Annotated in this window: 21 protein-coding genes; 7 read left to right on the plus strand and 14 right to left on the minus strand. The window is 64.6% G+C overall.

Features of this window, described 5'->3' with window-relative positions:
• Positions 1 to 148 precede the first annotated feature (148 nt).
• From AC56KZ_RS11475 to AC56KZ_RS11485, 3 genes are read right to left on the minus strand one after another with little or no spacing between them, the layout of a single operon-like run.
• Positions 149 to 838 (minus strand): alpha/beta fold hydrolase, encoded by a 690-nt coding sequence (locus AC56KZ_RS11475; RefSeq protein WP_497162293.1) that lies wholly within the window; start codon positions 836 to 838, stop codon positions 149 to 151.
• Positions 839 to 855: 17 nt separating this feature from the next.
• Positions 856 to 1317, minus strand: coding sequence for a hypothetical protein (locus tag AC56KZ_RS11480; protein WP_497162294.1), 462 nt, complete (start codon positions 1315 to 1317; stop codon positions 856 to 858).
• Between the two features lie 31 nt (positions 1318 to 1348).
• The gene (locus AC56KZ_RS11485; RefSeq protein WP_497162295.1) at positions 1349 to 1909 is read right to left on the minus strand and encodes a LuxR C-terminal-related transcriptional regulator; all 561 of its coding nucleotides are present in this window, start codon (positions 1907 to 1909) and stop codon (positions 1349 to 1351) included.
• A gap of 175 nt (positions 1910 to 2084) precedes the next feature.
• Between AC56KZ_RS11485 and AC56KZ_RS11490 the strand changes: the two genes are divergently transcribed.
• Complete coding sequence (locus AC56KZ_RS11490; RefSeq protein ID WP_497162296.1) at positions 2085 to 2783, plus strand: CoA transferase subunit A; 699 nt, start codon at positions 2085 to 2087, stop codon at positions 2781 to 2783.
• A 20-nt stretch (positions 2784 to 2803) separates the two neighbouring features.
• Positions 2804 to 3454, plus strand: a complete 651-nt coding sequence (locus tag AC56KZ_RS11495; protein ID WP_497162297.1) for a 3-oxoacid CoA-transferase subunit B — start codon at positions 2804 to 2806, stop codon at positions 3452 to 3454.
• A 55-nt stretch (positions 3455 to 3509) separates the two neighbouring features.
• Here AC56KZ_RS11495 and trhA read toward each other — a convergent pair whose 3' ends face one another.
• The 8 genes from trhA to AC56KZ_RS11535 form a co-directional block, all read right to left on the minus strand.
• Positions 3510 to 4127 (minus strand): PAQR family membrane homeostasis protein TrhA, encoded by a 618-nt coding sequence (gene trhA / locus AC56KZ_RS11500; RefSeq protein ID WP_497162298.1) that lies wholly within the window; start codon positions 4125 to 4127, stop codon positions 3510 to 3512.
• Positions 4128 to 4252: 125 nt separating this feature from the next.
• On the minus strand, positions 4253 to 4846 hold the full coding sequence (locus AC56KZ_RS11505) for a PEP-CTERM sorting domain-containing protein (protein WP_497162299.1): 594 nt from the start codon (positions 4844 to 4846) through the stop codon (positions 4253 to 4255).
• Positions 4847 to 5205: 359 nt separating this feature from the next.
• Positions 5206 to 5679, minus strand: a complete 474-nt coding sequence (locus AC56KZ_RS11510) for an energy transducer TonB (RefSeq protein WP_497162300.1) — start codon at positions 5677 to 5679, stop codon at positions 5206 to 5208.
• Positions 5680 to 5733: 54 nt separating this feature from the next.
• Complete coding sequence (locus AC56KZ_RS11515; RefSeq protein WP_497162301.1) at positions 5734 to 7005, minus strand: M56 family metallopeptidase; 1272 nt, start codon at positions 7003 to 7005, stop codon at positions 5734 to 5736.
• Entirely contained in the window at positions 7002 to 7385 is a 384-nt protein-coding gene (locus tag AC56KZ_RS11520; protein WP_497162302.1) for a BlaI/MecI/CopY family transcriptional regulator, read from the minus strand. The genes AC56KZ_RS11515 and AC56KZ_RS11520 overlap by 4 nt, the downstream gene beginning before the upstream one ends.
• Positions 7386 to 7508: 123 nt before the next feature.
• Positions 7509 to 7973 (minus strand): YciI family protein, encoded by a 465-nt coding sequence (locus AC56KZ_RS11525; protein ID WP_497162303.1) that lies wholly within the window; start codon positions 7971 to 7973, stop codon positions 7509 to 7511.
• 139 nt (positions 7974 to 8112) lie between these two features.
• Entirely contained in the window at positions 8113 to 9414 is a 1302-nt protein-coding gene (locus AC56KZ_RS11530) for a dicarboxylate/amino acid:cation symporter (protein WP_497162499.1), read from the minus strand.
• Between the two features lie 85 nt (positions 9415 to 9499).
• Positions 9500 to 10780 carry a metal-dependent hydrolase family protein gene (locus AC56KZ_RS11535; RefSeq protein ID WP_497162304.1) on the minus strand — a complete coding sequence of 427 codons (1281 nt, stop codon included), beginning with the start codon at positions 10778 to 10780 and terminating at the stop codon, positions 9500 to 9502.
• Between the two features lie 62 nt (positions 10781 to 10842).
• On the opposite strand from AC56KZ_RS11535, the gene AC56KZ_RS11540 reads away from it, so the two are divergent.
• Positions 10843 to 12363: a tetratricopeptide repeat protein gene (locus tag AC56KZ_RS11540; RefSeq protein WP_497162305.1), complete on the plus strand. Its 1521-nt coding sequence runs from the start codon at positions 10843 to 10845 to the stop codon at positions 12361 to 12363.
• Here the strand turns inward: AC56KZ_RS11540 and AC56KZ_RS11545 are convergent.
• The gene (locus tag AC56KZ_RS11545) at positions 12360 to 13256 is read right to left on the minus strand and encodes an alpha/beta fold hydrolase (RefSeq protein ID WP_497162500.1); all 897 of its coding nucleotides are present in this window, start codon (positions 13254 to 13256) and stop codon (positions 12360 to 12362) included. The two genes, AC56KZ_RS11540 and AC56KZ_RS11545, sit on opposite strands and share 4 nt — an antisense overlap.
• A complete protein-coding gene (locus AC56KZ_RS11550; protein WP_497162306.1) occupies positions 13253 to 14284 on the minus strand; it encodes a serine hydrolase domain-containing protein in 1032 nt (343 codons plus the stop codon). Before AC56KZ_RS11550 ends, AC56KZ_RS11545 begins: the two co-directional genes overlap by 4 nt.
• 121 nt (positions 14285 to 14405) lie before the next feature.
• On the opposite strand from AC56KZ_RS11550, the gene AC56KZ_RS11555 reads away from it, so the two are divergent.
• Together AC56KZ_RS11555 and AC56KZ_RS11560 are read left to right on the plus strand one after the other, a co-directional pair.
• On the plus strand, positions 14406 to 14747 hold the full coding sequence (locus AC56KZ_RS11555; protein ID WP_497162307.1) for a hypothetical protein: 342 nt from the start codon (positions 14406 to 14408) through the stop codon (positions 14745 to 14747).
• Positions 14748 to 14936: 189 nt separating this feature from the next.
• Entirely contained in the window at positions 14937 to 16457 is a 1521-nt protein-coding gene (locus tag AC56KZ_RS11560) for a PQQ-dependent sugar dehydrogenase (protein WP_497162308.1), read from the plus strand.
• A 46-nt stretch (positions 16458 to 16503) separates the two neighbouring features.
• Here the strand turns inward: AC56KZ_RS11560 and AC56KZ_RS11565 are convergent, their stop codons facing one another.
• Positions 16504 to 17298 (minus strand): 3-hydroxybutyrate dehydrogenase, encoded by a 795-nt coding sequence (locus AC56KZ_RS11565; protein WP_497162309.1) that lies wholly within the window; start codon positions 17296 to 17298, stop codon positions 16504 to 16506.
• A gap of 146 nt (positions 17299 to 17444) precedes the next feature.
• Between AC56KZ_RS11565 and AC56KZ_RS11570 the strand changes: the two genes are divergently transcribed.
• Both AC56KZ_RS11570 and AC56KZ_RS11575 read left to right on the plus strand, forming a co-directional pair.
• A complete protein-coding gene (locus AC56KZ_RS11570; RefSeq protein ID WP_497162310.1) occupies positions 17445 to 18323 on the plus strand; it encodes an alpha/beta fold hydrolase in 879 nt (292 codons plus the stop codon).
• A gap of 8 nt (positions 18324 to 18331) precedes the next feature.
• Complete coding sequence (locus tag AC56KZ_RS11575) at positions 18332 to 18682, plus strand: RidA family protein (RefSeq protein WP_497162311.1); 351 nt, start codon at positions 18332 to 18334, stop codon at positions 18680 to 18682.
• The last annotated feature ends 7 nt before the right edge of the window (positions 18683 to 18689 follow it).

An 18689-nucleotide genomic window follows, 5' to 3' on the forward strand; every position in this document is an offset into this window, starting at 1 on the left:
AGCGCCTAACAAAACCTCCATAGCTGCGTTGCAGCTCCTCGCCGTACAGTCGTACTGTCTTCGTCGCCGCGCCTTGCTCTGAAGGTTTTGTTAGGCGCTCTAAGTGTTGATCTGGTCGTCCGGCTCCCAAGGTCGGGATTCTGATCAGTTAACTAAATTGAGCAATGAAGGATTCGATCGTCTTCGCCGCCTGCGCAGGCACGACTTGCAGGAGCATATGCGGCGATTTGAACCTTGCAATTTGAATCTGCGGCCTGGACTTTTGCAGCAAAATGGCCGCGCTCTTGGGAACAAGTAAATCATCCGTCGCCTGCAGATAGAGCACCGGAACCATAATCTTCCTGGTCTCAGCCGTCACATCCACTGCGAGAACCTCGTTCATGCGCATCCGGAGAACCTCGGGCGACACCCTTCCGAGCGCGTCCGATAACAAGGTGCGCAACTGCCTTGATGACGACCGTCCGAACAGGGGTAGTGCGAGCAACCATGCAGGCATTACCCGGTAAGGGACAAGGCTGTTAAGACGGCCGAGCCGCTTTAAATGAGGCAAGGGATTGCGCATGAAGGAGGCACACAGGATTATTCCTTGCAGCCCTCCCGGCTGTTCAGCGGCGATAGAAAGCGCAATCGGTCCGGAGAAGGATTCACCCAAAAGGAAAAACGGTTCATCTGGCGGAAGGACGCTCCGAACATGGTCGAGCAGCTGTTGATATGTAAGCGGATCACCCACGGGATATCGGACAATTGCCACTGTGATGTGCTTGTCGAGTACGGCAACGAATGGTGCGAACAATTCGCCTGTTCCGTCCAATCCGGGAAGTAGTACAAGCGTCGTCACACAGCCTTTCGATGGCATCAACGAGCGTACTCAAGGCAAACATCCTCGGCGAGACTAAAGCTCAAGGCTACCGCATGGCTGTTTGCGGAGTATCGGGTGATGAGTAGCCCGGAGGATGTGTGATAGGTTCCGCCGTTCAGGGCGCGATCGATAAAGCAGACTTCCAGATCTTCGATTCCGTCGCCATTGACGTCCCTGCGAGAAACGACCTTCAGTTCGTAATACCAGCCGCCGGGGATTTCAAAGACAAGCTGGTCGTCGGTGGCTTTGCTCGGCTTCATACCGAAGTCGGCGAACGTACGCAGGGCCGGGGAGCGGCGAGGCCCGAATGAGCTTCGAATGCTGGCCAGGTCGAATTTCTCGGCCAGGAAGTTTCCCAGGTTTTTGTTCGGGAAAAAGCTCACAAGAGGCGCAGCTTGCGCGCAAGTCATCAGTGCCAGACTGGCGAAGACACTGGAAACGAAACGACGGTGCTTCATCGCGGCCTTTGTGATTGGGATGGAAAATGCCTCAGCGTGCCACGCCCACCAGCTTGTGCACCAGCTCCGACGAGGTCGACGCCGAAAACTTGCGCATCAGCTTGGCGCGGTGCATCTCCACCGTGCGCGGGCTGAGGTCGGTTTCGCGGGCGATCAGCTTGCTGGTCTTGCCTTGCACCAGCAGCGCCGCGATTTCGCGTTCGCGCGGGGTCAGCTCGGCCGTGACCGGGCGCTTTTCGCTGACGTCTTCGAAGGTCCAGACGCCGGCGCCCAGGGGCTCGGCGGCGTTCAGGGAGCGGCCCGTCACGTGGCACCAGAACAGCTCGCCGTCGCCGCGGCGCATGATGCGCTCGTCGGAATAGCGGCCCTTGGCGTTCATGATCGGCACGATGCGGTCGCCGGTACGCAGGAATTCGTCCATCGTGGGGTAGAGCACGGCGAAGGACTGGCCGTCGAGGCGGCCCTGGTCGTAGCCGAACATCGACGCCAGCGCAAGGTTGCCGGACTGGATCACACGGTTGCTGGAAATGCACATGCCGACCGGGGCATGCTGGAAAATCATCTCGTAATCAATGGCGTATGATGGCTTCATCGGGTAGCTAGGGGTTGGACTGGGCTGCGGCGATCTACGGTCTGGCGCAGCCTTGCCGGTAGTTCTACGGTATTGTACTTTCGCGAGGCGTATTCTATGCTCGCCTTCTCACCTCTGCAGTATTAAAAAAGCTCCACTTCGCAAGCTCTTCGGCTAATCCACAAAAGGGACGGGTATGAACAAAGTGTATCCTGATGCGACATCGGCGCTGGCCGGTATCGTTCAAGACGGCCAGACCATCGCCGTTGGCGGCTTCGGCCTGTGCGGCATTCCGGAAGCGCTGATCGCCGCGCTGCGCGACTCGGGCGTCAAGCAAATCACCGCCATTTCCAACAACGCCGGCGTCGACGGCTTTGGCCTGGGCCAGTTGCTGGAAACCCGCCAGATCAAGAAGATGATCGCTTCCTATGTGGGCGAGAACAAGGAATTCGCGCGCCAGTTCCTGGCCGGCGAACTCGAACTCGAATTCACGCCGCAGGGCACGCTGGCCGAAAAGCTGCGGGCCGGCGGCGCCGGGATCCCGGCTTTCTTCACCAAAACCGGCTACGGCACCATCGTCGCCGACGGCAAGGAAACCCGCGAATTCAACGGCGAGCATTATGTGATGGAGATGGCGCTGCTGCCCGACGTCTCGCTGGTAAAAGCGTGGAAGGCCGACAAGGCCGGCAACCTGGTGTTCCGCAAGACGGCGCGTAACTTCAACCCGAACGTCGCCACCGCCGGCAAGGTCTGCATCGCCGAAGTCGAGGAACTGGTCGAGATCGGCGAGATCGATCCGGACCAGGTGCACACGCCGAGCATCTTCGTGCACCGCATCGTCCACAATCCGACGCCGGAAAAGCGCATCGAACAGCGCACCGTCCGTCCAACCTAAGACTGCACCCGGAGAAGAACATGGCATGGACTCGTGATGAAATGGCCGCGCGCGCGGCGCAGGAACTGCAGGACGGCTTTTATGTGAACCTCGGCATTGGCCTGCCGACGCTGGTAGCGAACTACGTACCGAACGACATGGAAGTCTTCCTGCAATCGGAAAACGGCCTGCTCGGGATCGGCCCCTTCCCGACGGATGCGGAGGTTGACGCCGACCTGATCAACGCCGGCAAGCAGACCGTGACCGCCTTGCCGGGCGCCGCCTACTTCAGCTCGGCCGATTCCTTCGGCATGATCCGCGGCGGCAAGATCAACCTGGCGATCCTGGGTGCGATGCAGGTGTCCGAACACGGCGACCTCGCCAACTGGATGATCCCTGGCAAGATGGTAAAAGGCATGGGCGGCGCGATGGACCTGGTGGCCGGCGTCAAGCGCGTGGTCGTGGTGATGGAACATGTCGCCACCGCCAAGGATGGCTCGACCAGCCACAAGATCCTGAAGAAATGCGACCTGCCGCTGACCGGCGTGGCCGTGGTCGACCGCATCATCACGGATCTGGGCGTGATCGACGTCACCGGTAGCGGCCTGAAGCTGGTGGAACTGGCGCCCGGCGTGACCAGGGAACAGATTGTCGAAGCCACTGCTGCCGAACTGGACGTGTCGGCGGTCTGATCGCTTGCTGAATTAAAGAAGAAACGGGAAGCGTCGCTGGCGCTTCCCGTTTTTTTTACAGCACGTAGAAATAAATCGTGATGTAGTGCGCGACGCTTCCGGCCAGTACGAACAGGTGCCAGATGCCATGCGCATGGCGAAGGCGATCGTCCAGCGCATAGAACACGATCCCTGCGGTATAGGCGAGACCGCCCCCAAACAGCCAGGCGAAGCCTGCGGGACCCAGGCTGGCGTACAGCGGGCGCAGCATGGTGGCGGCCGACCAGCCCATTCCCAGATAGATCAGCATCGACAGCACCCGGGCGCCGCGGCGCGGCCGGCTTTCCTGCAGGACGCCCAGCAGCGCCAGACCCCAGACGACCGCGAGCAGGATCGCCCCGGCGCGCCCGTCCAGTATCAGCATGCAGAAAGGAGTATAGCTGCCGGCAATCAGGAGATAGATCGCGGCGTGGTCGAAACGGCGCAGCCGTTCCTTGAAAGCGCCGCTGGCGGCGTGGTAGGCAGTCGAGCAGGCGTACATCAGGACCAGGGCGGCGGCGTAGATGGCCGTGCTGACCAGACCGGGCCCGCCATGACCCTGCAGCGCCCGCGCCAGCAGCGGAAAGCTGGCGCCACAGGCGAGCAGGGCGCCGCCCAGGTGGGAGATGGTGTTGAGTTTTTCACCGGATTGCATGGCGCCTCCCGAACCGGGATCGGCGGCAGCTGCCGTCGCTGCCTTATTCTAGCGCGCATCGGTCGAAAACGGCCGGGGTTGAGACCCGACCGTTTTGGGTGGCGAAAAGCCTGCGCCGCGCAGAATCAGCGTTGCTGGCGGCGGCGGGCAGCCAAGCCGGCCAGGCCGAGGGCAATCAGGACCAAGGACGCCGGCTCAGGAACTTCGGCCGTTTTGTACTGCAGGTCGTCGAGCAGGTAAGCGCCGTTCGACGCGGCAGTCGTATCGATACGGACATTGTCAAAGACGATGTTCTGGAAGCCGTAGTAGGTACCACCGTAGCCAGTAGGCGCAGTAAAGGTCTCTACCAACAGATTGCTCAGGTATGCCGAAAAAGTAGTGCTTCCAGTATTGGTCACGAATGCGAATGCGACACCGGTCACCGATGTATCGAAGGTGAACGATGTTTGCTTCTGGCAGCAGGTACCGAAGTTTGCAATGGAACTGCCTTCGATGCGTGGGAAGCCATCGCGGTAATCGTTGTTGACAAAAACGCCGCTACCAAACTGCAGGTTCGCAAACTGGCTGCCGGCCACAGTTCCATTGCCCGCGTTCGTGTTGAAATCCTCGTGCGTGACAGTACCTGTCAGACCGGTGTCGTTGATCAGTGGCGTTGCTTGTGCCGAGAGCGACAGCAGAAGGGCGGAGGCAGTTGCCAGGAGGTGCAGGGTATTTTTCATATCATGTCCAAGTGAGATTAGGTAGCAACAATGATTTACTATAAGCAATACTCATGCCAGTAAAGAAAGTTGTTTAAAATCAATGACATGTGTAATAGAGAAATATTTACAGGAAAAAACTGTAAAGAATGTCGACACTGAAAAGGGAACCTCAGCAGGAGTCCAGCGGGGAACAGGCGCGGTCGGAGGTCTGAAAGCAACGGAACCTGATCCAGTACTCGAATCAGCCCAAACTGATTATTGCTGTCTTTAACGGCAAAGCTCCGCTTCGCGCCAGCATGCCTGTGACCCTAGCCCGAACATTATCGAACGAACGCTCGCCGGCGGCTTTGCATGTCGAGCGGCTTTGCCAGCTGCGCTCAGGGCTGGGCGGCAGGCGCAGCTGCCTTGCCCGCCGGTTCCAGGACCCATACGTACTGGACTGGAACCCATGCGCGCGCGGGCTGGCCGTCTTTGATGGCCGGTTTGAACTGACATTTGGCCAGTGCCGAGCGTGCTGCCTCGTCGAGCGAGGCGTCGCCGCTGGACTTCACGATGCTGGACTCGGCGACGTGGCCGTTGCTATCGATCAGGAAGCGTACCGTGGTAGTGCCCTGCGAAGCGCGGCGACGCGCGTCCTGCGGGTATTCTGGCCTGGCACAGGTCTCGGTCTTCAGGACAGAACCGGTCTTGCCAGTGCTGGCGCTGGCGCTGCTGGCCGTTGCGGGGCTGCCTGGCTGAGCGGTGGGAGTGTGGCCGCAGCCGGCGAGGGCGGCAAGGGCCAGTGCCGGCAGGGCGACGTTCCATTTGACACCTGAGTACGCGGCAATGGCCATTTGTTCGATATGGGACATGGTGCTCCTGAGCTTGGATAAAGGGGAAGTGAAGGGGGTGTTTTACTGGTGCGATTACTTCAGCGACCAGATGTACCGGACCGTGACCCAGTCGCGCACCGGTTTGCCCTCAGCCATCGCCGGCTTGAAAAGGCATTTGGCGATCGCGTCCCGCGCAGCCACGTCGAGCATCCGGTCTCCGCTCCCGGCCTGGATCGCCGCCTCGGCGACGGTCCCGTCGGTATTGATCAGGTAGCGCAGCGTGCTCATGCCCTCGGCGCCGCGGGCCTGCGATTCTTGCGGGTAGTTCGGTGTGTGGCAGGTATCGAAACGGGCAACTGGCCCGCTCGTGAGGCTTGGGGATTCCGGTGCGCCGCTCGTCGGCGTGCTTGCGGCGCAACCGGCAAGGCAGGCCATCGCCATTGCCAGCGCTGGTATTGCGGCCTTCCAGTTCGATGCGTGCTCTTCGGGACGAACCAATCGTTTAATGCGTGACATCAAATCTCCTCCGTTGGCCGCCTGGGCCAGGTGGTGGGTTGAGAACTGGAGACGTTCCAGTTCGGACAGCGCAAGGGCCAGGCGCCGCGGTTCGCCGAGTTGCCTTGCTGCGATATCGTCCGCGATCTGCTCGCGCTCGACACGTATCCGGTGCGAGAGCCACCAGACGATCGGGTGATAGAAGAGGATGGTTTCGATCAGGCTCTGCGCCAGGTTGACCAGGTAGTCGTGACGGCGCACGTGGGCCAGTTCGTGGGCCAGCAGGGCTTCGAGCAACTGCGGCGACATGCCGGACAGGAGTGAAGCCGGCACCAGCACGACCGGACGCCACCAGCCGGCGGTGACCGGGCTGGCCAGCGTATCGACCACGCGCAGGCGCACCGCGCGCGTGATGCCGAACTGGCCGGCCAGCGTCGCCAGGCGCGCATTCCAGTGCGCATCGACCCGATGGGTGCGCGCCGCGCGGCTGACCCATACCAGGCCCAGCGCCAGGCGCAGGCCGAGGGCGGCGGCGCAGGCGGCCCAGCAGGCAACCACCCAGGCCAGGTGGGCTTGCAGGAAGCCTTGCCAGCCGGCGCCCGCCGCGCCCTCGGCGGCCGGCAGCATCTGCAGCAGCATCGGCGTGCCGCTGGTGCCGCTGCTGGCGCCATACAGGCGCGCGAACAGCTGGGCGGCCGGCCACAGCAGGCAGGCCAGGAGGCCGGCACAGGCCGCGAGATAGCGCGCTTGCGGCCGTGCGCGGCGCAGGCCGAGCAAGGCGACCGAGGTCTCGAGGCCGACCAGCGCGCATTGCCACACCGAGTCGAGCAGGGTGGCGCCGATATGGCCGACGATTTCGTGGCCGGTCATGGCGCGTCATCCTTGAGCAGCTGTTCGATCTCCTCGCGTTCCTTGCGCGAGATGCCGCTTTTCAGGGCCGCCAGCACCAGGGCCTTGGCCGAACCGGCAAACGCCTTCTGCACCAGGTCCTTGAGCAAGCTGGTCTGCAGCGAATCCTGGGCCTGGGCCGGGGCATAGACGTGCGAGCGTTCGCTCTCGTCGCGCGTCAGCAGGCCCTTGGTGTGCATGATCTGCATCAGGCGCAAGACCGTGGCGTAGGTGACGTCGGGACGGCTTTTCCGCATCGCCTCGTGCACCTGGCGCGCTGTGGCCGCGCCGAGCGGCCACAGGGTCTGCAGGAGGTCGAGCTCGGCCGTGGTCGGCTTCGGTTGGTCGGGATGGCTGGGCATGGCGTTTCCGTCGAAAATGGCAAGCTTGTCTAAGTAGATTATCTTGTCTAGATAGAATTGTCTAGATAATTTCGACGCGCTTGCCTTGCCTTGCCTTGCCTTTGCCGGACAAGCCGGCCTAGACTATTTTTTCTCGATCTTGGCGTGCACCTCGTTCACCATCAGCAGCGCCGCCGAACCGTAGAACTTGTGGAACTCGGCCGCCATTTCGCCGTTGATGATGACCGGGTCGGTCGCGACCCAGGCTTTTGCCGCCTCGACGTCGGGGGTGTTGAGGACAAAGATCCCGCGCCGGCCTTCCTTGCCGTCCAGCGGACCGGCCAGCACCAGCTTCTTTTCGCCGGCGAGTTTGTTCATGTTGTCGAAATGGCCCTTGAACATGGCGTTGCGCGCATCCCCGGCCGTCATCTTGTTGGGGCCGGTTTTCAGGATCACGAGGACATACGGGCGCATGCCGCGTTCGTCGGCGCCGAGCGATGCGGCCAGCGCGGCGTCATACACGGGCGCCGCTGGCGCCGGCGCAGGCGCCGAACTGGCGGCGGCCGACAGGGCGAGCAGGGTGCAGGCGGCGAGGGCGTGTTTCCACATGGTGGTGTCTCCGGTAAAGTGCTTGGCCGGCCAGCCTAGCACGGCCTTGACGGAACGGCAACGAACGGGCTGGGACTGGGGATGCGCATGGCCACAAAAAAACCGCGCCGAAGCGCGGTTTCTCGCCGAGCCAGGAAGTTCAGGCCGCCTCACGCACCGGCGCCATCACTTTCGGGTCGGTGTCGCCATGCTTGCCCGACAGGACTGCGTCCATGCGCTCCTTGTCCAGTTCGTTCTCCCACTTCGAGACGACCACCGAGGCCACGCCGTTGCCGATGAAATTGGTCAGCGCGCGGCATTCGCTCATGAAGCGGTCGATGCCGAGGATCAGCGCCATGCCGGCCACCGGAATGGTCGGCACCACGGCGAGCGTCGCGGCCAGGGTGATGAAGCCGGCGCCGGTGATGCCGGAGGCGCCTTTCGACGTCAGCATCGCCACCGCCAAAATCGTCAGCTGCTGGGTGAGGCTCAGTTCCGTGTTGGTTGCCTGGGCCACGAACAGGGCGGCCATCGTCATGTAGATGTTGGTCCCGTCCAGATTGAACGAATAACCGGTCGGCACCACCAGGCCCACCACCGACTTCGAGCAGCCGAGGTTTTCAAGTTTACGCATCAGCGCCGGCAGGGCGCTTTCCGAGGAGCTGGTGCCGAGCACGATCAGCAGTTCTTCCTTGATGTAGGCGATGAACTTGAAAATCGAGAAGCCGGTGAAGCGTGCAATCGCGCCCAGCACGACGAATACGAACAGGGCGCAGGTCAGGTAGAACGAACCCATGAGCTTTGCCAGGGGCACCAGCGATTCGAGGCCGTATTTGCCGATGGTGAAGGCCATCGCGCCAAAGGCGCCAATCGGGGCCAGCTTCATGACGATGCCGACGACGCCGAAGATCACGTGCGAGAAGTCTTCGATGATGCGGGTCGTCGCCCGGCCGCGCTCGCCCAGCATCGACAGCGCCACGCCGAACAGGATCGCGATCAAGAGCACCTGCAGGATGTCGCCCTTGGCGAAGGCATCGACGAAGGTGTTCGGGATGATGTTCATCAGGAAGTCGGTGGTCGACTGCGACTTCGCCTTATCGGTGTACTGGGCGATGGCGCTGGCGTCGAGATGGGTGGCGTCGACGTTGAAGCCCGCGCCCGGCTTGGCGACATTCGCGACCACCAGGCCGATGACGAGCGCGAAGGTCGACACGACCTCGAAATAGAGCAGCGCCTTGCCGCCGACACGGCCGACCTTCTTCATGTCCTGCATGCCGGCGATACCGGCCACCACGGTACAGAAAATCACCGGGGCGATGATCATCTTGATCAGCTTGATGAAGCCGTCGCCCAGCGGTTTCATCTTCGTGCCCAGCTCGGGCCAGAACACGCCGAGCAGGACGCCCATCACGATGGCGAACAGCACCTGGACGTACAGGATTTTATAGAAAGGCTTTTTCATGACGACGCTTCTGGACAGGGATAGTGTCGTCATGATCACGAATCGTCCTGCTTGCGGCTATTGTGGATATCCGCAAGCGGGCCGGTCACGGCCTGCGGTACAACTTCCCGGCCTTCATCACGAAGCGGACATTGCGCAGGGCCGCGATGTCCACGGTCGGATCGCCCTCGACCGCGACCACGTCGGCGACCAGTCCCGGCGCCAGGCGCCCCAGCTCCTTTTCCTTGCCGAGGATGACGGCCGCCACCGAGGTCGCCGCGCGCAGCGCCTCTGTCGGCGTCATGCCGAGGCGGACCATCCACTCCAGTTCGCGCGCATTGGTGCCGTGGGTGAAGACGCCGACGTCGCTGCCGTTGCCGATGACGACGCCCACCTTGCGCGCGAGTTTGAAAGCGCGCGCCGCCTCCTGCATGCCCGGGGTCGGGGCGCCGCCGCGCACATGCTTCTGGAAGTATTCGCCGATCGCCTCCGGTGCGGTCAAGGTCGGAATGAAGGCGGTGCCGCGCTCCTTCATCAGGCGGAAGGTCGCTTCGCTGGCGCCGTAACCGTGTTCGATGGTGTCGACGCCGGCCAGCACCGCCATGCGGATCGCGTCGTCGCTGCTGGCGTGCGCCGCCACCTTGCGTCCGGTGACGTGGGCGGCGGCCACCATCGCCTTCATTTCTTCCAGCGTGAAGGTCGGACGGCTGCTGCCATCGATGCCGGTGCGGTAATCGGCATAGAACTTGATCCAGTCGGCGCCGCGCGACGCCTGTTCGCGCACCGCTTTCGTGACTTCATCGACGCCGGTCGCCGGCTGGGCGCCGTAGGGAATTTCCATGTCGGGGCGATAGCTTTTTTCGGCCGGGCCATAGCTGTAGCTGGCCACGATCGCGCGGGTGGCGATCAGGAGGCGCGAGCCGTCCACCACGCCGCCCTCGATGGCGCGCTTGATGCCGACGTCGGCGTAGTTGGCGCCTTCGGTGCCGAGGTCGCGTAGCGTCGTGAAGCCGGCCTGCAGGTTGTCGCCGGCGTGCTTGCCGGCCAACAGGGTGCGGTATTCGACCTGCTCCTTGATCACCTGGTCGTCCCAGGTGGTCTCGTTATACGGATGCAGCAGCACATGCGAGTGCAGGTCGATCAGACCGGGGATCAGGGTCTTGCCGGGCAGGGCGATGCGTTCGGCGTCGGGTGGCGCGGCGATGCGTTCGAGCGGCCCGACCTCCTTGACGCGCCCGTCGACCACCAGCACCGCCCAGCCGGCGTGGGGCTTGCCGTCGCCGGTCCAGACGCGGTCGGCGGTGATCAGCGTGCCGGGGGCGGCGGCGGCATGTGCCGCGGCCAGGGTGAGGACGATGCAAGCGAGTTTCCTGGTCCAGCGGCGCATGGCGATTCCCAAAAAATGATGAAGATGCAATGATAGCGAACCAGATCAGGAAAAACCGAAAGATGAGTGAGGAAAATCCGCAGGTGGCGCCGCTATTGAAAGCCGCGCTCGCACTGCACCAGGCAAACAGGCTGGACGAAGCGGGCGAGCGCTACCGCCAGGTGCTGGCGCTCGCCCCGCACCAGTTCGACGCGCTGCACCTGCTCGGCGTGGTGGCGCGCCAGCAGGGCGACGCGGCGACGGCGCTCGAGCTGATCGGACAGGCGCTGCGCCTCAAGCCGGCGCAGGCCATGGCGCAGGCCAATCTGGGTGTGGCGCTGCAGGACCTCGGGCGCAGCGCCGACGCACTGGCCAGCTACGACCGCGCGCTCGCGCTCGATCCCGGCTATGCCATGGCCCACTACAACCGCGGCAACGCCTTGCGCAAGCTGGGCCGGCCGCAGGAAGCGATCGCCAGCTACGAACGCGCGCTGGCGCTGCGCCCAGGCTACCCGGAGGCCTGGTGCAACCGCGCCATCGCCTTGCTCGACGCGGGCGAGCCGGCAAGCGCGCTGGCGAGCAGCGAGCGCGCTCTGGCCGCGCGCCGGCCGTATGCCGAGGCGTCCTGCGTGCGCGCCAACGCGCTGTTCGGCTTGCGCGAGTTCGAAGCGGCATTGCGCGGCTATGACGAAGCGATCGCGCTCGATGCGGCGTCGCCCGAGGCCCACACGGGGCGCGGCCTGGCGCTGCTGCGCCTGGAGCGTCCATCGGAGGCGCTCGCCTGTTTCGACAGCGCGCTGGCCCTGCGTTCCGACCACTTCCGGGCCTACCAGGGGCGTGGCGATGGCTTGCTGGCGCTCGGCCGGCGCGACGAGGCGATTGCGGCCTTGCAAACGGCGCGCGATCTGGCCCGGGGAGCAGGCATCGACCCGGCCCAAGTCGAATTCGCACTGGCGGCGCTCGGCGCCGGCGCCGCGCCGCCGCGGGCCCCAAGCGCCTATGTCGCCGCCCTGTTCGACGGTTACGCTGGCCATTTCGACCGCCACCTGACCGGGGTGCTGGCCTACCGCACGCCCGGCCTGGTGGGCGCCGCGCTGGCGCGCCACCTCGTCGCCGGCGGGCTCGACACCGTGGACCTCGGCTGCGGCACCGGCCTGTGCGCGCCGCACCTGCGCCCGTATTCGCGCAAGCTGGCTGGCGTCGACCTGTCGCGCAAGATGCTCGAGCAGGCGCGTGCGACGACGCTGTACGACGAACTGGCCTGCGCCGACATCGAGGCCTGGCTCGCCGATCGCGCGCACGCCTTCGACCTGGTCGTGGCGGCCGACGTGCTGGTGTATTTCGGCGACCTGGCCGCCCTGTTCGCGCGGGTGCGCGCCGCGCTGCGGCCAGGGGGCTGGTTCTGCTTCTCGACCGAAGCGCTGGAGGCCGGGGACTTTGCGCTGCTGCCTTCGAACCGCTATGCGCATTCGCTGGATTACCTGGGGCGCCTGGCCGCACAGCACGGCTTCGCCCTGATTGAAGCCGAACGCGCGGCTGTACGCAGCGAGCATGGCGCCGACGTGACGGGGAACCTGATGGTACTGCGCGCGGACGCGGACTAGTCCATCAGGAAGGGCAGCACCCTCTCCAGCAGCGCGTCCGGCGCTTCTTCCGCAATGTAGTGGCCGCAGGGCAGCGCCTCGCCCCTGACGTCCTGCGCCACCGCCGCCCACTCCTTCAGCGGGTCGAAGCAGCGCTGGATCACACCCTGCGCTCCCCACAGCACGAGCAGCGGCATGGCCAGGCGCAGGCCGCGCTCGCGGTCGGCCCGGTCGTGTTCCAGGTCGATCCCGGCCGCCGCCCGATAATCTTCGCACAGGCCGTGCGCCGCTCCGGGCAGCGCCAGGCAGCGCGCGTATTCGGCCAGCGCGCGCGGATCGAACACGTCGAGCCCGCCGCTTCGGCGGCCCATCACGTCGGCGACGTAGGCCGCCGGATCGGCTTCGATCAGGCGCTCCGGCAGCGGCGCCGGCTGGATCAGGAAGAACCAGTGCCAGTAGGCGCGGGCAAAGGCTTCACCGGTCTGCGCATACATCGCCAGGGTCGGTGCGATATCGAGCAGGACCATGCGCGCAACATGCTGCGGATGGTCGCCGGCGAGCCGGTGGGCCACCCGCGCGCCGCGGTCGTGGGCGAGCACGCTGAAGCGCTCGAAGCCGAGCGCTTGCATGACGGCCAGCGCATCGCCGGCCATGCTGCGCTTGCTGTAATTGGCGTGGTCAGGCTCGCCCGGCGGCTTCGACGAATCGCCGTAGCCGCGCAGGTCGCAGGCCACCACCGTGAAATGCTGCGCGAGGCGGGATGCGACCCGGTGCCAGATGGCGTGGGTCTGGGGATGGCCGTGCAGGAGCAGCAGCGGGGGGCCGCTGCCGCCAACAATGGTGTGGATGTCGACGCCGAGCGCGGTCGGGATGCGGCGCGCGCTGAAACCTGGGAAGAGCGTCGGAACTGTCATGGGATCGGCCATGCCTGCACCTCCGAAATAAGCTCCTTGCTCAAGATTTCATTATCGCCGCCGAAGCGGTCGCCGTTATGCAGCGTCACCGCCACGATACCGGAATCGATGTCCATTTCAACCTGGCTGTAGAAGTTGAAGACATAGCCGCCATGACCGACCAGGCGCTTGCCGTTGACCTTGCGCAGCCAGGTGCCGAGGCCATAGTCAAGCACATCTCCATTGGTCAGCCGGTAGGGGGTATTCATCCGCTGTACGCCCGCGGGCGACACGATTTTCCCGGCCTGGAGGGCCAGCATGAAGGCGGCAAGATCGTCGACCGTGCTCACCATGCCGCCCGCGGCATGCAGGTTGCTGCTCGCAATCGGCCAGGCCGGGCTGGGGCCGCTGCGGTAACCGGTCACGAGGCCGGCAATGAGCTGCTTGTCGCTGCCCTCCCTGGTGTGCTCCAGCGCGAGCGGCTTGACGATGCGCGCGTCGAGGAAAGCGAAATAGCCTGTTCCCGACACCTTTTCGATCACCATCCCGAGCAGGTTGTAGGCGGTATTGTTGTACAAGAAGCGGGTGCCGGGCGCGAAGTCGAGCGGCCGAGGGCGGATTGGCGCGATCAGTTCTTCCAGCGTATGGTCCAGCCGGACGGTTGTGCGCCAGTAACCCGAATCCATCGACAGGTTGGGAATGCCGCTGGTATGGGTCAGCAGGTGCTCGATCGTCACCTTGTCCCAATGGCGCGGGGCATCCGGCAGATAACGCGAAACGGGCGCGTCGAGGGCGAGCTTCCCTTCGTCCACCAGCAGCATGACGGCCGTTGCCGTGAACAGCTTGGTGGTGGAGCCGATCCGGAACACGTGCCCGGGCTGGACCGGCACCCCCAGCTCGATGTTCGCCATGCCGTAGGCCTTGCGCAGGATTGGACGACCGTCCTTGATCACCAGGGCAGCCACACCCGGCAATTCGGGCTTGAACCGTGTGGCGATGATCTTGTCGAGGGAATGCGCGAGCGTGGCGGCTTCACTCGGCACGGCCATGAGGCACAGCGGAAAAAAAAGCAGTAATCCGGATAGGTTCATCGACACGCCTTGTGGTGGGGAGTTCGTCATTTTCGGTAAGCAACCGATAGTCTACACCCGGCTTCGCTATACTTTGACCATGCCAGCCAATCAAGCCTATCCCGCCACGCCGGACGGCCGCTATTTCGTCGTATCGGGCCGCCTGTGGCGTACCAGTAATCCGAATCTGCCGCCAGCCGAGCGCCAGGAGCTGGTCAATGCGCTCATGACTGCGCGCCGGCAAGTCGGCGCCGCCAAAAAGGCAGGCGACCCCGATGCCGAGCGCAACGCCCGCGCGGCCGTCGACGCGGCCAAGCGTGCCCTGGGAGAACGCGGGCCCGTGTGGTGGACCGATGGCGCGCCGGACTACAACCGGCGCATGGTCGCACATACCCCGTATGCCGACTGGCATGCGGCGCTCGGGGCAGCCGCCAGCCGCTGAGCCCGCTCATGGCCGGGGCTGCTCCAGCGCATGCGCCGTGCATATTTTATGCGCCATGCTTGACTTGTGGCCCAGCGTCGCAGTCGGTCGCAATCGCTTGCCCTTGACGCTTCCACGCCGCAATTCATGTGCGGCCACCTGTTCAACGGAACTGCCCGGCTCCTCATGCCGGCGGATTGGAGGATTACCATGTCAACACGATGCGCTGGAAAACTGGCGGCCGTACTGCTCGGACTGGCCACGCCCTTGGCCGCGCCCTTTGCCGCAGCCGATACGATTCCGGTCGAGATACTGGACCCCAGCCTCCAGGTCACGACCTGGGTCGGCGCCGGGCTGGTCCAGCCGATCGGCATCGCCTTCATCGGTTCGAACGATGCCTTGATCCTGGAAAAAGGGACTGGCCGCGTCAAGCGGGTCACGAGCGGCGTGCTGCAGGCCGAGCCGGTGCTCGACCTTGCGGTGAATTCCGCGTCGGAACGGGGCCTGCTGGGCATTGCGCTGCATCCGAATTTCCCGGCCGTGCCCTTCGTCTACCTCCGCTGGACGGAAAGCTCGACCGGGAGCGATAGCAACGCCCTGGGCGAAGTGCCGCTGCTGGGCAACCGCGTCGACCGCTTCACCTGGGATGGCGCCCGCCTGATCCTGGACCCGAATTTCCGCACCGTGCGCCTGCGTGCCCGCCAGACCGACAACCTGCCGGTGCGCGGCCACGAGGACGCGGTCAACCCGGCCGAACGGGGCAACCATAACGGCGGCCCGATCCGCTTCGGACCGGACGGCAAGCTGTATGTGTTCACGGGCGATCTGGGACGGCGCGGGCAGATGCAGAACCTGCCCATCGGCCCCTTCCGCAGCCCATCCTTCCGCGACGATACCTATGGCGGCCCGCAGCCCGACAACGCGCACCTGTCCGGCGTGGTCCAGCGGTTCAACGACGACGGCAGCACCCCGCGCGACAATCCCTTCTACGGCATCGGCGGCCTGATCGGCGGCGACACCGGCAGGACGCTGCGCACTGTCTATTCCTACGGGCACCGTAACGGTTTCGGCATGGCCTTCGATCCCTACGGCCGCTCGCTGTGGCTGACCGAGAATGCGGACGATGCCTTCAGCGAATTGAACCGGGTGGTGCGGGGCATGAACGGCGGCTGGATCCAGGTCATGGGGCCGCTGGAGCGCGTCGCCGAATTCAAGCGCATCGAGTCCACGATGTTCGGCGGCTCCCTGCAGCAGCTGCGCTATCCGCCGACCCGCATCGCCGACACGCCGAGCCAGGCCAGGGCGCGCATGTTCATGCTGCCGGGCGCCAGGTATGTCGATCCGCAGTTCAGCTGGCGCTACGAGGTCGGACCGGCCGGCGCCGCCTTTGTGCGGGGCGACGCGCTCGGCGCCGGCTATCTCGGCACCCTGTGGATCGGTTCGTCGCGCGCCTTTGCGCAAGGGGGCGGCACTGGCGGCAGCCTGTACCGGCTGCGCCTGAGCCGTGACCGGCAGGCGCTCGACCTGGGTGCGGACGCACGCCTGGCCGACCGGGTGGCCGACAACACCGACAAGTTCGAGGCGACCGAAAGCGAAACCCTCCTGATCGGCCGCGGTTTCGGCGTCACGCCGGCCATCGAACAGGGGCCGGACGGCAACCTGTACGTGGTGTCGCTCAGTGATGGCGTCGTGTACCGGATCAGCCGGGCGACGCCGTCGCTAACGCAATAGCGGCCATAGCGGGACGTGGACCCGGGACGGATGTCTCCGTCCCGGTTTACTGCGCCGCCCAGCCTCCATCCATGTTCCACGCCACCCCGCGCACCTGCGCGCCGGCCGGGCTGCAGAAGAATACGGCCAGCGCACCCAGTTCGGCAGGGGTGACGAATTCGCCGGACGGCTGTTTTTCGGCCAGCAGGGCGCGCCTTGCCTCGTCGTTCGACAGGCTCTCGCGCGCGGCGCGGTCGTCGACCTGTTTTTGCACCAGCGGTGTCAGCACCCAGCCCGGGCAGATGGCGTTGCAAGTGACGCCGGTCTGCGCCGTTTCCAGCGCCGTCACCTTGGTGAAACCGACCAGGCCATGCTTGGCCGCGACATAGGCCGACTTCTGGCTCGAGCCGACCAGGCCGTGCACCGAGGCCAGGTTGATGATGCGGCCCCAGTTCTTCTGCTTCATGCCCGGCAGCGCCAGGCGCGTGGTGTGGAAGGCCGAGGTCAGGTTGATCGCGATGATCGCGTCCCATTTCTCGACCGGGAACTCTTCGATGCTCGAGACGTGCTGGATGCCGGCATTGTTGACCAGGATGTCGATTGCGCCGAACTTGTCCGCTGCAAAACGCATCATCGCCTCGATCTGGGCAGGCTGCGACATGTCGGCGTTATAGTAGGCGGTCTGCACGCCGAATTCCTGGCCGATGTCGGTGTACAGCTTTTCGATCTGCTGGGCGTCGCCGAAGCCGTTGAAGACGATATTGGCGCCCTGTTCGGCCAGCGAGCGGGCAATGCCCAGGCCAATGCCCGAGGTCGAGCCGGTGACCAGTGCTGTTTTACCACTCAACATATTGGCGTTCATTGTTTCCTCTGTAAGGTGGGTGTTCGGGAGACTTGCGCATAATTGGTAGAATTCTAATCGCAGGGCCAGTTAAAATGGTGAGCTGGACTTAAGTAAGCAACAATATTCTCAGGGCGGAACGCGAGCTTGGGGGCGAGGTGGGGGCAATGAGCAAGGAAGCGAGATGGAAAAGCGTGCAGTGCAGTTCGCCCGCCGGCCTGCATCGCATCGCCTACAAGGAGTGGGGCGACCCGGCCAACTCCCGCGTGCTGGTCTGCGTGCATGGCGTGACCCGCGTGGCCGACGATTTCGATGCCCTGGCGCGCGCACTGTCCGATGCCTACCGCGTGGTATGCCCCGACGTGGCCGGCCGCGGCCGTTCCGAGCGGCTGCGCGTCCCGCAACTGTATGCGCTGCCGCAGTACGTGGCCGACATGGTGACCCTGGTGGCGCGTGTCACCGCCGGCGGACCTGACCGGGTGGACTGGTTCGGCACGTCGATGGGCGGGCTGATCGGCATGGCGCTGGCGTCGCTGCCCGGCACGCCGGTCAGCAGGCTGGTGCTCAACGATATCGGGCCGACGCTGGACGCCGCGGCGATGGCGCGCATCGCCGACTACATCGGCCAGGACCTGCGCTTTCCCGACTTCGAATCCGGGGCGCGCTTCATCCGCGACGTATCGAGCTCGTTCGGCCCGCACTCGGACGAACAGTGGAACAAGCTGGCGGCCGACGTACTGCGCCAGGAACCGAGCGGCGCCTGGGTACGCCATTACGACCTGGCGCTGGCGGAACCGTTCAAGGCGATGAGCCTGGAAAGCGCCGAACATGACCAGGCTGCGCTGTGGCGCGCCTGGGATGCGATCAGCTGCCCGACGCTGCTGGTGCGCGGCGAACTGTCGGACCTGTTGTCGAAGGAGACGGCGCAGGCGATGACGACCCGCGGGCCGCGCCCGCAGCTGGTCGAGATACCCGGGGTCGGCCACGCGCCGACCTTCATGCACGCGGAGCAGATCGCCATCGCCCGCGCGTTTTTATTGAATTGAAAGAGATTATGCAAATTGAACGTCACCACGTCGGCAAGCGCCTGTCCGAAATCGCCATCCACAACGGCACCATCTACCTGGCCGGCCAGATCGCCGAAGACACCACCCAGGACATCGAAGGCCAGACCCGCGAAGTGCTGGCCCACGTCGACCGCCTGCTCAACGAAGCCGGCAGCGACAAGACCTGCATCCTGATGATGCAGATCTACATCGCCGACATGGCGCATTTCGCCGGCATGAACGCGGTCTACGACGAATGGGTCGCCCAGGGCCACACGCCGCCGCGCGCCACCGTCGAAGCGAAGCTCGCCAATCCGGCCTGCCTGGTCGAGATCGTCGTCACCGCCGCTCTGCGCTAAGCGAGCG

This window comes from Telluria sp. LT2P34 (genome assembly GCF_059685915.1).

Excerpts from the sequence above, each read along its gene's own strand:
- AC56KZ_RS11520 (WP_497162302.1), bottom strand. The coding sequence starts at position 7,385 with ATGCCCAGCCATCCCGACCAACCGAAGCCGACCACGGCCGAGCTCGAC.
- AC56KZ_RS11550 (WP_497162306.1), bottom strand. The coding sequence starts at position 14,284 with ATGGCCGTGCCGAGTGAAGCCGCCACGCTCGCGCATTCCCTCGACAAG.
- AC56KZ_RS11515 (WP_497162301.1), bottom strand. The coding sequence starts at position 7,005 with ATGACCGGCCACGAAATCGTCGGCCATATCGGCGCCACCCTGCTCGAC.
- AC56KZ_RS11510 (WP_497162300.1), bottom strand. The coding sequence starts at position 5,679 with ATGTCCCATATCGAACAAATGGCCATTGCCGCGTACTCAGGTGTCAAA.
- AC56KZ_RS11555 (WP_497162307.1), top strand. The coding sequence starts at position 14,406 with ATGCCAGCCAATCAAGCCTATCCCGCCACGCCGGACGGCCGCTATTTC.
- AC56KZ_RS11565 (WP_497162309.1), bottom strand. The coding sequence starts at position 17,298 with ATGAACGCCAATATGTTGAGTGGTAAAACAGCACTGGTCACCGGCTCG.
- AC56KZ_RS11495 (WP_497162297.1), top strand. The coding sequence starts at position 2,804 with ATGGCATGGACTCGTGATGAAATGGCCGCGCGCGCGGCGCAGGAACTG.
- AC56KZ_RS11490 (WP_497162296.1), top strand. The coding sequence starts at position 2,085 with ATGAACAAAGTGTATCCTGATGCGACATCGGCGCTGGCCGGTATCGTT.
- AC56KZ_RS11505 (WP_497162299.1), bottom strand. The coding sequence starts at position 4,846 with ATGAAAAATACCCTGCACCTCCTGGCAACTGCCTCCGCCCTTCTGCTG.
- AC56KZ_RS11535 (WP_497162304.1), bottom strand. The coding sequence starts at position 10,780 with ATGCGCCGCTGGACCAGGAAACTCGCTTGCATCGTCCTCACCCTGGCC.
- AC56KZ_RS11570 (WP_497162310.1), top strand. The coding sequence starts at position 17,445 with ATGAGCAAGGAAGCGAGATGGAAAAGCGTGCAGTGCAGTTCGCCCGCC.
- AC56KZ_RS11545 (WP_497162500.1), bottom strand. The coding sequence starts at position 13,256 with ATGACAGTTCCGACGCTCTTCCCAGGTTTCAGCGCGCGCCGCATCCCG.
- AC56KZ_RS11575 (WP_497162311.1), top strand. The coding sequence starts at position 18,332 with ATGCAAATTGAACGTCACCACGTCGGCAAGCGCCTGTCCGAAATCGCC.
- AC56KZ_RS11525 (WP_497162303.1), bottom strand. The coding sequence starts at position 7,973 with ATGTGGAAACACGCCCTCGCCGCCTGCACCCTGCTCGCCCTGTCGGCC.
- AC56KZ_RS11485 (WP_497162295.1), bottom strand. The coding sequence starts at position 1,909 with ATGAAGCCATCATACGCCATTGATTACGAGATGATTTTCCAGCATGCC.
- AC56KZ_RS11560 (WP_497162308.1), top strand. The coding sequence starts at position 14,937 with ATGTCAACACGATGCGCTGGAAAACTGGCGGCCGTACTGCTCGGACTG.
- trhA (WP_497162298.1), bottom strand. The coding sequence starts at position 4,127 with ATGCAATCCGGTGAAAAACTCAACACCATCTCCCACCTGGGCGGCGCC.
- AC56KZ_RS11530 (WP_497162499.1), bottom strand. The coding sequence starts at position 9,414 with ATGAAAAAGCCTTTCTATAAAATCCTGTACGTCCAGGTGCTGTTCGCC.
- AC56KZ_RS11480 (WP_497162294.1), bottom strand. The coding sequence starts at position 1,317 with ATGAAGCACCGTCGTTTCGTTTCCAGTGTCTTCGCCAGTCTGGCACTG.
- AC56KZ_RS11540 (WP_497162305.1), top strand. The coding sequence starts at position 10,843 with ATGAGTGAGGAAAATCCGCAGGTGGCGCCGCTATTGAAAGCCGCGCTC.